The organism is Pseudomonas sp. MPB23, from assembly GCF_046605395.1.
GTDB lineage: Bacteria > Pseudomonadota > Gammaproteobacteria > Pseudomonadales > Pseudomonadaceae > Aquipseudomonas.
The window spans coordinates 1,972,408-1,985,393 of record NZ_CP176771.1 but is presented as its reverse complement, the minus strand read 5'-3'; the positions used below and the strand labels follow the sequence as shown (position 1 = coordinate 1,985,393).

The 12,986-nt window shown below is 61.2% G+C and carries 10 protein-coding genes; 2 read left to right on the top strand and 8 right to left on the bottom strand.

The features are described from left to right. Positions 1-4: 4 nt before the first annotated feature. The 6 genes from cyoD to hmpA form a co-directional block, all read right to left on the bottom strand. Entirely contained in the window at positions 5-340 is a 336-nt protein-coding gene (gene cyoD / locus ACLH0J_RS09260) for a cytochrome o ubiquinol oxidase subunit IV (protein ID WP_411391721.1), read from the bottom strand. Further along, the gene (locus ACLH0J_RS09255; protein ID WP_411391720.1) at positions 340-966 is read right to left on the bottom strand and encodes a cytochrome o ubiquinol oxidase subunit III; all 627 of its coding nucleotides are present in this window, start codon (positions 964-966) and stop codon (positions 340-342) included. The genes cyoD and ACLH0J_RS09255 overlap by 1 nt, the downstream gene beginning before the upstream one ends. 3 nt (positions 967-969) lie before the next feature. Next, positions 970-2,988, bottom strand: coding sequence for a cytochrome o ubiquinol oxidase subunit I (gene cyoB / locus ACLH0J_RS09250; protein WP_411391719.1), 2,019 nt, complete (start codon positions 2,986-2,988; stop codon positions 970-972). A gap of 3 nt (positions 2,989-2,991) precedes the next feature. Beyond that, positions 2,992-3,933 (bottom strand): ubiquinol oxidase subunit II, encoded by a 942-nt coding sequence (cyoA, locus tag ACLH0J_RS09245; protein ID WP_411392791.1) that lies wholly within the window; start codon positions 3,931-3,933, stop codon positions 2,992-2,994. A gap of 789 nt (positions 3,934-4,722) precedes the next feature. After that, positions 4,723-5,229: a disulfide bond formation protein B gene (locus ACLH0J_RS09240; protein WP_411391718.1), complete on the bottom strand. Its 507-nt coding sequence runs from the start codon at positions 5,227-5,229 to the stop codon at positions 4,723-4,725. Between the two features lie 148 nt (positions 5,230-5,377). Next, positions 5,378-6,559, bottom strand: a complete 1,182-nt coding sequence (gene hmpA / locus ACLH0J_RS09235; protein ID WP_411391717.1) for an NO-inducible flavohemoprotein — start codon at positions 6,557-6,559, stop codon at positions 5,378-5,380. 147 nt (positions 6,560-6,706) lie between these two features. On the opposite strand from hmpA, the gene norR reads away from it, so the two are divergent. After that, positions 6,707-8,251: a nitric oxide reductase transcriptional regulator NorR gene (gene norR, locus ACLH0J_RS09230; protein WP_411391716.1), complete on the top strand. Its 1,545-nt coding sequence runs from the start codon at positions 6,707-6,709 to the stop codon at positions 8,249-8,251. Positions 8,252-8,270: 19 nt separating this feature from the next. Here the strand turns inward: norR and ACLH0J_RS09225 are convergent, their stop codons facing one another. Further along, positions 8,271-9,182 (bottom strand): DMT family transporter, encoded by a 912-nt coding sequence (locus tag ACLH0J_RS09225; protein ID WP_411391715.1) that lies wholly within the window; start codon positions 9,180-9,182, stop codon positions 8,271-8,273. Positions 9,183-9,320: 138 nt separating this feature from the next. On the opposite strand from ACLH0J_RS09225, the gene ACLH0J_RS09220 reads away from it, so the two are divergent. Next, positions 9,321-10,196, top strand: coding sequence for a helix-turn-helix domain-containing protein (locus ACLH0J_RS09220; RefSeq protein ID WP_411391714.1), 876 nt, complete (start codon positions 9,321-9,323; stop codon positions 10,194-10,196). Here the strand turns inward: ACLH0J_RS09220 and ACLH0J_RS09215 are convergent. Next, the gene (locus ACLH0J_RS09215; protein ID WP_411391713.1) at positions 10,193-12,694 is read right to left on the bottom strand and encodes a LuxR C-terminal-related transcriptional regulator; all 2,502 of its coding nucleotides are present in this window, start codon (positions 12,692-12,694) and stop codon (positions 10,193-10,195) included. The two genes, ACLH0J_RS09220 and ACLH0J_RS09215, sit on opposite strands and share 4 nt — an antisense overlap. Positions 12,695-12,986: the final 292 nt, after the last annotated feature.

Below are 12,986 nucleotides of genomic sequence, written 5' to 3'. Positions count from 1 at the left end.
TACCTCACTTCGCCATCATGTAGGTGTGGATGCTGAACATGATCCACAGCGACAGACCAACCAGCAGAACGATCACCAGGGCCGCGAACACGAACGCAATCACGTTCTCGCGCTGCGCCTCGGAGCGGTCCAGGTGCAGGAAGTACACCAGGTGAACCAGGACCTGAATCACCGCGAACGCCAGGACGATCATCAAGGTGATCGACTTCGGCAAGGTTGGGTACATCACCAGGCCGAACGGGATCAGGGTCAGGATGACCGACAGGATGAAGCCGATAGCGTAAGTCTTGACGCTGCCATGGCTTGTATCGTGGCTGTCATGGGAGTGTGCATTAGCCATTACAGAGTCCCCATCAAGTAGACGACGGTGAATACGCAGATCCAGACCACGTCCAGGAAGTGCCAGAACAGGCTCAGGCAGTTCAGGCGAGTCTTGTTGGTGTTGGTCAGGCCGTGCTTATTGACCTGATACATCATCATCGCCATCCAGATCAGGCCAGATGTCACGTGCAGACCGTGGGTGCCCACCAGCGTGAAGAACGCCGACAGGAAACCGCTGCGGCTCGGGCCGTAGCCTTCGGAGATCAGCAGGTGGAACTCGTTGATCTCCATGCCGATGAAGCCCAGGCCGAACAGGAAGGTCAGGCCCAGCCAGGTCAGCACGCCCTGCTTGTTGCCCTTGTAGAAGGACAACATGGCGAAGCCGTAGGTGATCGAACTGAACAACAGCAGGGCGGTTTCGCCGAGCACGTAAGGCAGTTCGAAGATGTCGTGGCCCGACGGGCCACCCGCTACGTTGTTTACCAGTACCGCGTACACCGCGAAGATCGACGCAAACAAGATGCAGTCGGTCATCAGGTAGAGCCAGAAACCGTAGACGGTTACCGGGCCCGAGTCGTGGTGATGGTCATCGTGCCCATGGTCATCGACATGGGCGTGTCCAGCATTGGTCACTAAGTTCGACATGGTTTAAGCCTGTTCCAACGAGGTTTCTACACGGTTGGCCGGGATCTTCTTCTCGGCCACCAGGCGAGCGTGCTGCTCGGCTTCGATGCGCTCGATCGTTTCGACCGGCACCATGTAGCCTTGATCATCACGTGCAGCGTGGACAATGAAGTAGCCGATGGTGCCCACCAGGCTCACGATTGCCAGCCACCAGATGTGCCAGATCATCGCGAAACCGAACACGGTCAACAGCGCACCCATCACCACGCCAGTGGCGGTGTTGTTTGGCATGTGGATCGGTTCGTAGTGCTTAGGCTTCAGGTACGCAGTACCGTTTTCCTTGGCTTCGGTGAACGCATCGATGGTGTTCGCGGTAGGAATCACGGCGAAGTTGTAGAACGGAGGTGGCGACGAAGTCGACCATTCCAGGGTGTGGCCGTTCCATGGGTCGCCCGATTCGCACATGTTCTGCTTGCGATCACGCACGCTGACATATAGCTGGATCAGTTGGCAGGCGATACCCACCGCGATCAGCACGGCACCGATCATGGCAACGTACAGGTACGGCACCCACTCAGGGTTGGTGGTGGCGTTCAGACGACGGGTCATGCCCATGAAGCCCAGTGCATAGAGCGGCATGAACGCGACGAAGAAGCCCGAGATCCAGAACCAGAATGCTGCCTTGCCCCAACCGTCGTGCAGCTTGAAGCCGAACGCTTTCGGGAAGAAGAAGCTGAAACCAGCGATGTAACCGAATACCGCGCCGCCGATGATCACGTTGTGGAAGTGAGCGATCACAAACAGGCTGTTGTGCAGCACGAAGTCAGCACCCGGGATGGCCAGCAGTACGCCGGTCATGCCGCCGATGGCGAAGGTCACCATGAAGCCCAGGGTCCACACCACCTGGCTGGTCATGCGCAGACGACCTTGGTAGATGGTGAACAGCCAGTTGAAGAGCTTCACCCCCGTCGGGATCGAAATCAGCATCGTCGCCAGGCCGAAGAAGGCGTTGACGCTGGCCCCCGAACCCATGGTGAAGAAGTGGTGCAGCCATACCATGAAGCCCAGTACCGAGATCGCACCGGAGGCGTAGACCATCGAGTGGTGACCGAACAGGCGCTTGCCGGTAAAGGTCGAGATCACTTCGGAGAAGATACCGAACGCTGGCAGGATCAGGATGTACACCTCAGGGTGACCCCATGCCCAGAACAGGTTCACGTACATCATTGGATTGCCACCAAGTTCGTTGGTGAAAATGTGGAAATCCAGGTAACGGTCAAGCGACAGCAATGCCAGGGTAGCGGTGAGGATCGGGAACGAAGCCACGATCAGCACGTTGGCCCAGGTGCAGGTCCAGGTGAAGATCGGCATGTCCATCATCTTCATGCCAGGGGCGCGCATTTTCAGCACGGTGGCCAGGAAGTTGACCCCCGTCAGCGTCGTCCCTAGCCCTGATAACTGTAGCGCCCAGATGTAGTAGTCCACACCCACGCCCGGACTGTATTTGAGGCCCGACAATGGCGGATACGCAACCCAACCGGTCTTGGCGAATTCGCCGACACCCAGGGACACGTTGATCAGCACAACGCCGGACACCAGCAGCCAGAAGCTCAAGGAGTTCAGGAACGGATAGGCAACGTCACGCGCGCCGATCTGCAGCGGCACTGCAAGGTTCATCAGGCCGGTGAAGAAAGGCATCGCCATGAAGATGATCATGATCACACCGTGAGCGGTGAAGATCTGGTCATAGTGTTCAGGCGGCAGGTAGCCCGGCGCGCCCTCAGTGGCCATGGCCAACTGGGTACGCATCATGATGGCGTCGGCAAAACCACGCAGCAGCATGACCATGGCAACGACGATGTACATCACACCGATTTTCTTGTGGTCGACCGAAGTCAGCCACTCAGTCCACAAGTAGGTCCACTTCTTGAAGTAAGTGATAGCCCCAACCAGTGCCAGACCACCCAGCGCGATCATGGCGATGGTAATCATCACAATCGGCTCGTGGAACGGGACCGCATCCCAACTTAATTTACCAAACATCGTTTACTCCTCTGCCCCAGCAGTTGAATGCGAGCCCGTGTCAGAACCTTCAACCGCAGCCACTTCTTTCTTCTCGTGCTTGACCGGCTTGCCTGGTTTCATACCTTCGTACTTGTCGACGATTTTCTGAAACAGGTCAGGCGTGTAAGCGGAGTACAACGCGACTGGGTTGTTCTGGCTTGGTTTGGCAAGGGCTTCGTATTCAGCTTGATCAAGCTGTTTAGGTGCGGCCTTGACTTCGGCTACCCAGGCGTCGAATTCTTCCTGGCTCGTCGAGATCGCTTTGAATTTCATGCCGGTGAAACCTGCGCCGCTGTAGTTAGCGGAAATGCCGTCCATTTCAGCTTTCTGGTTGGCGATCAGGTGCAGCTTGGTCTGCATGCCGGCCATCGCGTAGATCTGGCCACCCAGGCCTGGGATGAAGAACGAGTTCATCACAGTGTCGGAGGTGATCTTGAAGTTAACCGGGGTATGTTCCGGGAACACGATCTTGTTGACGGTGGCGATACCCAGGTCCGGGTAGATGAACAGCCACTTCCAGTCCAGCGCGACCACTTCGATATTGATCGGCTTGGCTTCGGATTCCAGCGGACGGTACGGGTCCAGTGCATGGGTGGACTTGTAGGTCACATAACCCAGGGCAATGATGATGAGGATCGGAACCAGCCACACTGCGATTTCGATCTTGGTGGAGTGCGACCACTTCGGCGCGTAAGTCGCCTTGGTGTTCGACGCGCGGTATTTCCAGGCGAAGGCGAAGGTCATGATGATCACAGGGACCACGACCAGCAACATCAGCAGGGTGGCAGTGATGATCAGGTTGCGTTCATCCAGACCGACCTGTCCTTTGGGGTCGAGCAAGGTCCACTTGCAGCCTCCCAGCATTAACATCATGCCAAGCAGCGGCAAAAAGCCTAGTAATCGGGGGTACCTGTTTTTACTCATCTCACGACCTCTAAAGCAGCTTGCGCAATGCAGTTGGGTTTTGATCGCCAACACTTCACCCTGCCAAGGGTTGGCATTTCTCTTCGATTGAATAAGAGCCTGCCCGTCACGTCATAAATGTACGTTCACGGACCTGCGGTGAGTTCTTATTCGATTTCGTGGTTAAAGGCCTTGTTACAGACCAATTCCCTTTGGTGCGGATAGTTGGAAGGCTGCCGGAACCTGGGGTCGCACAGAGCCATCCATCTGCCCCTCGACCGCTCCAATGCTCAAATAGTGAACAGCACCGGACATTCAGTGCGGGCGATTGTAGTTAGCTGGCGATGTATAAACCATGTCTTATAAAGAAATAATTTTTATCGTTTGCAGCAATAATCCTTCACCATTTTTGCAAAGGTTCGCGATCTTATCGCGTTCGATTCTCAACAAAAACCACAAAAAATGCCGTGTTATTGGACAAGCCGTCGCACCCCTTACGCCCTGCCAGGGCCTGCAAAACCCATTCAAGTCCCCATAAAACAAGGCATTCGGACATCGCCGCAAGGCCCGAACGACGCGACATTCAGGGCAGGGTTCAAACGACGAACTGACAGCACAAATTGACCGCTCGGTGCAAATTCCAAGGGCCAATCGGCGGGTCAAAAACGTCCTGTTACAGCATCCGTGTGACAACATGTCGCATGCTGCGCACACCCGAACTTGCTCCTCGTCATAGACCCTTCAAAAATGCCTACAAACAAAAACGCCCCGGCCTACCTTCAAGAAGGACCGGGGCGTTTGCGGAAAGGCTTAGACCTTGCGCTGGCGATTCCGATAGATGCCCAGCGGCACCAGGATCACGGTCAGCACGAACGCCACCAGCGCCCATTGCGCCAGGGACAGTCCCAGCACGGGCGGGTACGGGGTGCTGCAAAAGCCATCGACCTGAAAGCCCAGCGGGAAGAGCTTGGCCAGAGGCAGGTCGTCGACGATCGGTTGCAGCACATCGACGCCGCAACTGACCTGGGGATAGAACTGGGTGTACACATGATGACCGGCCGCCGCCACGCCGCCGAGGGCGCTGAGTACCACCAGGCCTTCGAACAGGGTGATCGCCCCTTTGTTGCGCATGGCGGCACCAATAAACGCAAAAACCGCAATCAACAGCAAGGCATAGCGTTGCAGGATACACAGCGGGCACGGCGCCTCGCCCAATACCACCTGCATGTACAACGCGCCGCCGATCAGCGCCAGGCAGATGATGCCCAGCAACACCAGAAAGCGCCGCTCCCTGCCTAAACGCAATTCGTCACTCATCCCCATTTCCCTTTGTTTGGTTGTGCCTGTGGCGGCAAGTTTACACACAGAGAGTGGTTTAAACAGAAGGGGGTTAACGGGGGATTAATACGCCACTTGTAGGAGCGAGCTTGCTCGCTCCTACAAGTGTGTATGTGTATCGGGGGGGTTATTCGAGGGCGGCGGCGGGGCCGAAGAATTCGTAGCGGCTTTGTTTTTCGGGTACGCCCAGGGCCTTGAGGTGGCGCTTGATCACGGCCATGAAGCCTTTGGGACCGAGGAAGTAGGCATCCAGGTCGCGCTGCTCAGGCAACCACGCCGCCAGTTGTTCCTGGCTCAGCAGCCCCACGGTGTCGCCGGCCGGGCTGATGCCGTCGTCTTCGGCGTAGCAATAGAAGCGCTTGAGCTGCGGATGCTTGGCCGCCAGGCCGTCGACCCAATCACGGAACGCATGCACCCCGCCATTGCGCGCGCAGTGGATAAAGTGCACCGGCCGCTCGGTGGCCAGGGCTGCTTCGAGCATCGGCAGCGTCGGCGTGATGCCCACCCCGCCACTGATCAGCACCAGTGGTTTGTCGCTGGCGGCCAGGGTGAACTCACCCGCTGGCGGAAACAGGTCGATCGTCGCGCCGACCTGCAGTTGATCATGCAGGTAGTTGGACACCCGGCCACCGGCTTCGCGCTTGACGCTGATGCGGTATTGGCCGGCGTCGCTCAGGGCCGACAAGGAATAGTTGCGGCGCACTTCTTCGCCATCGAGCACCAGCGTCATACCAATGTATTGGCCGGGCGCAGCGGCGAGAATCGGGCTGCTGTCCACCGGGGCGAAATAGAAAGACGTGATTTCGGCACTTTCCTCCACGCGCTTCACCAGCTTGAACGCCCGCGCACCCCGCCAGCCGCCCGGCGCCTGGGCTTTCTCGTCATAGATAGCGGTCTCGGCGCCAATCAGAATATCCGCCAACTGACCGTAGGCCGCGCCCCAGGCACTCATCACCTCGGGGGTGGCGATCTCGCTGCCCAGCACTTCGGAAATCGCACGCAACAGGCAGGCGCCGACGATGGGGTAATGTTCCGGCAGGATCTGCAAGGCCACGTGCTTGTTGATGATCTTCGCCACCAGGTCGCCCAACTGGTCGAGCTGGTCGATATGCCGCGCGTACATCAATACGCCATTGGCCAGGGCACGGGGCTGGTCGCCGCTGGCCTGATGGGCCTGGTTGAATAGCGGGCGAACCTCCGGGTATTCGGAGAGCATCATGCGGTAGAAATGGGTGATCAGCGCTTCACCGCCGCTTTCCAGCAGGGGCACGGTGGATTTGACGATGGCACGGTCTTGGGCACTAAGCATGGGAGCCTCCTGGGCTTCTTTACGGACTGCCTTGAGGTACTCAGTATTCGTGCCAACTGATAAACCCTTAAATTTCAACGAGTTAAATTACCTGTAGTCAGTATGACTTCCTACACCTTACAGTCATAAGGACTACAAGGAGTCATTATGACTGCGCAATCGCTGCTCACCACCCTGCTGCCCCTGGTCGCCGACCTATCCCGCGAACTGCCTGAAGGCGAACGTTACCGCCGCCTGCTGCACGCCATGCGCGCCCTGCTGCCGTGCGATGCCGCCGCGCTGTTGCGCCTGGACGGTGAGTCGCTGGTGCCGCTGGCCGTGGACGGTTTGAGCGCCGATACCCTGGGCCGACGCTTCAAAGTCAGCGAACACCCGCGCTTCGCCGTGCTGCTCAGCAGCCCTACCCCGACGCGTTTCGACAGCGACAGTGAATTGCCCGACCCCTATGACGGTCTGGTGGAGGGCCTGCACGGGCACCTGGAAATTCACGACTGCATGGGCTGCCCGCTGTTTGTCGATGACAAACCCTGGGGCCTGCTGACCCTCGACGCCCTCGACACCGAGCGCTTCGAACGGGTCGAACTGGATGCCCTGCAAGCCTTCGCCAGCCTCGCCGCCGCCACGGTCAATGTGGCCGAACGCATCGAGCGCCTGGCGCTACGCGCCGAAGACGAGCACCAGCGCGCCGAGATCTACCGCCAGGCCAGCGGCCAGCAGCACAAAGAGATGATCGGCCAGAGCAAGCCCCACAAGCGCCTGGTGGAAGAGATCAGCCTAGTGGGCGGCAGCGACCTCACCGTGTTGATCACCGGCGAAACCGGGGTCGGCAAGGAACTGGTGGCCCAGGCGATCCATGCCGCGTCGTCCCGCGCGGACAAACCGCTGATCAGCCTCAACTGCGCCGCCCTGCCGGAAACCCTGGTGGAAAGCGAGCTGTTCGGTCACGTGCGTGGCGCCTTCACCGGCGCGCTGAACGAGCGCCGGGGCAAGTTCGAGTTGGCCAATGGCGGCACGTTGTTCCTGGATGAAGTCGGCGAGCTGTCGTTGACGGTGCAGGCCAAACTGCTGCGCGTCCTGCAAAGCGGCCAGTTGCAACGCCTGGGCTCGGACAAGGAACACCAGGTGGACGTGCGCCTGATCGCCGCCACCAACCGCGACCTGGCCGACGAGGTACGCAACGGCCGCTACCGTGCTGACTTCTACCACCGCCTGAGCGTCTACCCGCTGCAAGTACCGGCGCTGCGCGAGCGCGGGCGCGATGTGTTGCTGCTGGCCGGTTTCTTCCTGGAGCAGAACCGCTCACGCATGGGCCTGGGCAGCCTGCGCCTGACCAGCGACGCCCAGGCCGCGCTGCTGGCGTATAACTGGCCGGGCAATGTGCGGGAGCTGGAACATTTGATCGGACGCAGCGCATTGAAAGCCCTGGGTAACTGTCGCGAGCGTCCGAAGATTCTCAGCCTGAGCGCCCAGGACCTCGACCTGCCCGACGTCGGCGCGCCGCTGATCGAAGCGCCGACAGACGCACCGCCCATCGTCACCGGCGACCTGCGCCAGGCCACCGAGGCCTACCAGCGCCAAGTGATCAACGCCTGCCTGGAGCGCCACCAGCACAACTGGGCCAGCGCCGCCCGCGAACTAGGCCTGGACCGCGCCAACCTGGGCCGAATGGCCAAGCGGTTAGGGCTCAAATAGCCCTGGCCACCCTCCCACATCAGATGTGCTCTGCCTTGAAGACAGGTTTCACCGGCTGAACCGGCCTGGGCTTACGAAACACCAACACATTCCCCAACATCACCAGCACCAACCCCGCCAACGCCGGCGCGGTCCACTGGTAGCCCTCGGCAAACGCCGACACATTCAGCGCCACCACCGGAAACAGCACCGTGCAATACGCCGCCCGTTCCGGGCCCATGCGCCCCACCAACGTCAGGTAAGCGGTGAAGCCGATCACCGACCCCGGAATCACCAGGTACCACAACGCGCCGAGATACCGCGCGCTCCAGTCCATCTCGAAGGGAATACCGCGCACCGCGCAATAAGTCGCCAGCATCGCCGCACCATAGGCCATGCCCCAGGCATTGGTGGTCAGCGGCCGCAGCCCAGCCTTCTGCTGCAAGCTCGACAGCATGTTGCCGGCCGAAAAACACATCGTCCCGAGCAACGCCAGGCCCAGGCCGAGCAAGGTCTGCGGGCTGGCGGTGTGTCCCGCCAGTTCCGGCCAGAACAGCAAGCCCAACCCCAGCAAACCCAGGCCGCCGCCCATCAATACATTGCGCGCCACCCGCTGGCCGAAAAACACCCGGGCGTTCAGCGCGTTCCACAAAGTCGCCGTAGAAAACACCACCGCCACCAGCCCGCTGGGGATCCATTGGCTGGCCGTGAGAAAGCACATGAAATTCACACAGAACAGACACAACCCTTGGGCCAGGCAAATGAGATGGCCGCGCCGGTTCATCACCTGCAGCTTGCGACTGACCAGCAACAGCGCAAACAACACCAGCGCCGCCAGGCCGAAGCGATAGACAATCGAGACGGGAATCGCCACGACGCCCAGTTGCCATTTGAGCGCGATCCAGGTGGTGCCCCAGATCAGCACGGTGAGTGAATACAGGAAAAGGTTCATAGCGGGCTCCATCGATTGAGCCACAGTGTCGCCCTCAGTCCGTGTCGTGCTCTTGCACAATCTTGCGCTTTTGTCGGGCGACGGGATCACAGCACCCGCCGCCGGGAGTAGGATGCAAGGCGTCGGAGAGTACGAACCATGTCTGATCTGGAATCCCTGCACGTCTTTCAAGCCCTTAACCGCTCGCCCCACGCACGCCTGGAAGCCTGCGCCGAGCTCGGTGACGGCTTGTCTGCGGCCTTGTGGAGCAACCACCATGACGCCCAGGACTACCAGGCGCCCAGCCATCACACCTTGTCCTGCTACATCGGCGGCGGCACCGGGACGTTTCGGCGTGATCAACCGGGCACCAAGGGCGGGCCCGACAAGCTGTGCATCCTGCCCGCCGAGCACCAGTCGGCGTGGGTGATCAACGGTGAAATCCGCCTGGCCCATGTGTATTTCAGCCCGGAGCAGTTCGCCCTGGGCTGCGTCACCCTGCTCGACCGTGAACCGCGCGCCTTGCAACTGCGCGAAAGCACCTTTCTGGAAGACTCAAGCCAAGCCCGGCGCTTCCACCAGTTGATCGCCCTCAACTGGCACGAACCCGCCGAACGCTTGCTGACCAGCAGCCTGGCCCATGAAATGCTCAGCCACACCTTACTCAGCCAGGTGGGCGCCCGCGACGGCCTGCGCCTCAAAGGCGGACTGGCGGCGTACCAGCGGCGGCTGTTGGTGGAGTACATCGACCAGCACCTGGAAGAGCCGATCAGCCTCGGGCAACTGGCCGCGATGTGTGCGCTGTCCGAATACCATTTCGCACGGATGTTCCGCCAAAGCTTCGGCCTGCCGCCCCATCAATACCTGCTGGCGCGACGCCTGACCCGCGCGCAGACCTTGCTGCGCAGCGCTGCCCTGCCTCTGGGCGAGATTGCCTGGATGTGCGGATTTTCCAGCGCCAGCCACTTCACCCATCGCTTTCGCCAGGCCATGGGCGCCACGCCCGGCGAATACCGCCAGGCGTTCTGCACTTAAGTCATCAGCCCGAGCATTTTCGCTTTGGCCACCGCCTGGGTGCGCCGCTCCACGCCCAGCTTGCTGTGGATGCGCCGCGCATGAGTCTTGACGGTGTGCAGTGAGATGAACAGGCGCTCGGCGATTTCCAGGTTGGAGTTGCCCAGGGCGATCAACTGCAGCACTTCCAGTTCGCGCTGGCTCAGGGGATTGTCCACCGTGCCCGGCGCGGACACTTGCGGCTCCATGCCCAGTTCACTCAACAACCCCGGTGCACGCAAACGCAGTTCGCGAACCGCCTGCTGCACCTGGCAGCGTGCCGCCAGCGCCAGCCCCGCTTGCAGCGAGCGACGCGCCAGGGTCGCATCGCCCAGGTGCCAGGCGACTTCGCCCAGCGCCAGGTGCAGCTCGGTTTCCAGGCAGAGCATGCCGCGCTGGTGGGTGGTTTCCAGCAGCACGCTGAGCCGCGCCACGGGTTGATCGGCGCAGCCCACTTTGACTTCCGCCAGCACCAGCAGGTACTCAAGACGCGGGATCAGTTCCAGAGTGGCCGGCGGCGCTTGCTTGGCCTGGGGCCCGCGAAAATGACGGAGCACGCGGCGCACCGCTTCCACGGTCAACTCGGCGCGGCCCTGCTGCAACCAGAAATGCCCGCTGACCAACAGCAGGACCGCGCGGTACACCGTGTCCGGCACCTGGCGCTGCTGCATCAGCCGCTCGGCCTCGCGCAGCTGGAAAAACGCCTGGGCGTAATCGCCACGGTTGGCGGCCAGCAGGGCCAGGCCGAGAAACCCGTAAAGCACGCGCTTGTCCTGGCTGGGCAGGCACAGCGTCAGACCGGTTTCGAAGCACTCGGTGGCCAGGACATCCTGGCCCTGGCGCAATGCCAGATGCCCACGGCGCAGCGCGATGCGTCCCATCAGGGGCCCGGCCTTGAGTCGCTGTTTGAGCAGCATCGCCTGCACATTGTCCAGCAGGCTTTGCGCTCGATAAGGCGCGCCGCGCTGTTCCAGCAGTTGGGCGTGATCCAGTTCGAGCAAGGCCTCGAGCAGCAACGAACCCTGGGCCCGCGCCAGGCACAACGCTTCGCGGTTCAGGCCCTGGGCCACGTCCAGCTCACCGCGCAGCAAGGCTTGCTGGGTCAGCCCCGACAGGCACATCAGCCGCGAGGTCCAGGCGCTGTCGGGCAAGGCTTGCAGCGCTTCGAGAAAGTGCACGCGGGAACCCTCGGCATCACCGCCCAGGTGCAGCAACCAGCCCCACTGCGCCTGCCAACGCGCCAGCAGATGCCGCTGCTGCGCCGCCGTCGGTTGCGGGGCAAATCGGGCCAATTGGTCGATGCACTGCGCGGCCTGGTCGAAGCGCCCGGCGAACAGCAGCGCCGCCGTCACCAGGCCCACCAATTGCGCCGAGCAGAGCATCCACTCATCGCCATGCTGTTCATGCAGGCGCAGCAACAGCGCGGCGTTCTGCTGGCGAAACAGGTCCTCGAAACTGAAGTGCTGCAACAGGCTCACTGCCACTTCATATTCTTCGGCCAGCAGCGCCTGCTCGAAGGCGGCCTGCCAGTCCTGTTCGGCGGTGAACCACTGGCAGGCACGCCGATGCCAGGAGCGCTTGGCCGGCCAGGGTTCATCGCGCAGCAGTTGGGCCAGGGGCGGAAAAACCTGCAGCCAGTCGGTGTCTTCCCATGGCTGGATAAACGCGCCGAGGAGCTGTAGATCGCGCAGGTACTGATCGCCGTCGCCATGCCCGAACAAGTGCTCGCACAGCCCGGCATTGAAGCGCGGCAGATGCGCCAGCACCCGCCAGGCATCGGCCAGTTCCGCCGGCAACGTGCTGAACAGTTCGTGTTGCAGATAATCGAGCAAGGTCTTGTCCGGGTGACCATCGCCAAGCAAGGCGATGCGCACACCGGCGCACCAGCCGGCGCTGAACTGCAGCACGCTGTCGACGGACTGGCCGGGCGCCTGGGTAAGCAAGTGCTGGATTTCCGCAGGGCTGAACGCCAGTTCAGCGCCACATTCGAGCAGTTCATCGTCGAGCAGCAAGCGTGGCCAGTTGCACGCCGGACGGCGGCGCGCCCCGAGCCACCAGGTCAAGTTGGGGCTGGCGGCGGTCAGCAGGCGGTCGAGCAAGGCATCGGTGTCGGGCGCGGGCAGGCGGCAGAAGTCATCGAGAAACACCCAGGCCGGGGTTTGCCAGCGACCAAGGTCCAGCAGCAGCGTGGCTTCATCGGTAAAAGGCAGGCCAAGGTTTTGCGCCAGGCGCTGGCACAGGTCGAGGGGGCTGAGGGCCACGCCGTTGAGCGGCAACCAATACACCTGGCAACCGCTGGGGGCCTGTAAGGCGCATTCGCCGAGCAACGCGCTCTTGCCACTGCCACCGGGGGCGCACAGCAACCTGACCCGGGCCTGCGCCGCCAGCAACGGCTCGGCCAGGCGCGGACGCAACAGGTGGTGAGCGGACAGCCGGGGCATGAATCCAGGACGGTCCAGGCAGCGTGTCATGGCGGTCATTGCTGCATCCTGCGTTCTTATTGTTTTGCAACCTGACGCCTACCCTAGTCCTGTGGCCGGCGGTTGTTGAAGAAGTATTCAGCGGGGTGATTGACAGGCATGCATAAAACCCAATGTGAGAGGGCTTGCGTGCGATAGTGGGGTGTCAGTCAGCTTATCTCTGATTGAAAAACCGCTATCGGGAGCAAGCCCCCTCCCACATTGGGTTTGCTCTGCCTTGGGGGGAGGCCTCACTGGCGAAGCCGGCCTGGATCTCATGGCCAAGCAGTCATGACAGGCCAGATCACTGGGT

What these genes read in the sequence shown, in the direction of transcription:
- cyoD (WP_411391721.1), bottom strand. Translation starts at nt 340, where the DNA reads ATGGCTAATGCACACTCCCATGACAGCCACGATACAAGCCATGGCAGC.
- cyoA (WP_411392791.1), bottom strand. Translation starts at nt 3,933, where the DNA reads ATGAGTAAAAACAGGTACCCCCGATTACTAGGCTTTTTGCCGCTGCTT.
- cyoB (WP_411391719.1), bottom strand. Translation starts at nt 2,988, where the DNA reads ATGTTTGGTAAATTAAGTTGGGATGCGGTCCCGTTCCACGAGCCGATT.
- ACLH0J_RS09220 (WP_411391714.1), top strand. Translation starts at nt 9,321, where the DNA reads ATGTCTGATCTGGAATCCCTGCACGTCTTTCAAGCCCTTAACCGCTCG.
- ACLH0J_RS09225 (WP_411391715.1), bottom strand. Translation starts at nt 9,182, where the DNA reads ATGAACCTTTTCCTGTATTCACTCACCGTGCTGATCTGGGGCACCACC.
- norR (WP_411391716.1), top strand. Translation starts at nt 6,707, where the DNA reads ATGACTGCGCAATCGCTGCTCACCACCCTGCTGCCCCTGGTCGCCGAC.
- ACLH0J_RS09240 (WP_411391718.1), bottom strand. Translation starts at nt 5,229, where the DNA reads ATGAGTGACGAATTGCGTTTAGGCAGGGAGCGGCGCTTTCTGGTGTTG.
- ACLH0J_RS09215 (WP_411391713.1), bottom strand. Translation starts at nt 12,694, where the DNA reads ATGACCGCCATGACACGCTGCCTGGACCGTCCTGGATTCATGCCCCGG.
- hmpA (WP_411391717.1), bottom strand. Translation starts at nt 6,559, where the DNA reads ATGCTTAGTGCCCAAGACCGTGCCATCGTCAAATCCACCGTGCCCCTG.
- ACLH0J_RS09255 (WP_411391720.1), bottom strand. Translation starts at nt 966, where the DNA reads ATGTCGAACTTAGTGACCAATGCTGGACACGCCCATGTCGATGACCAT.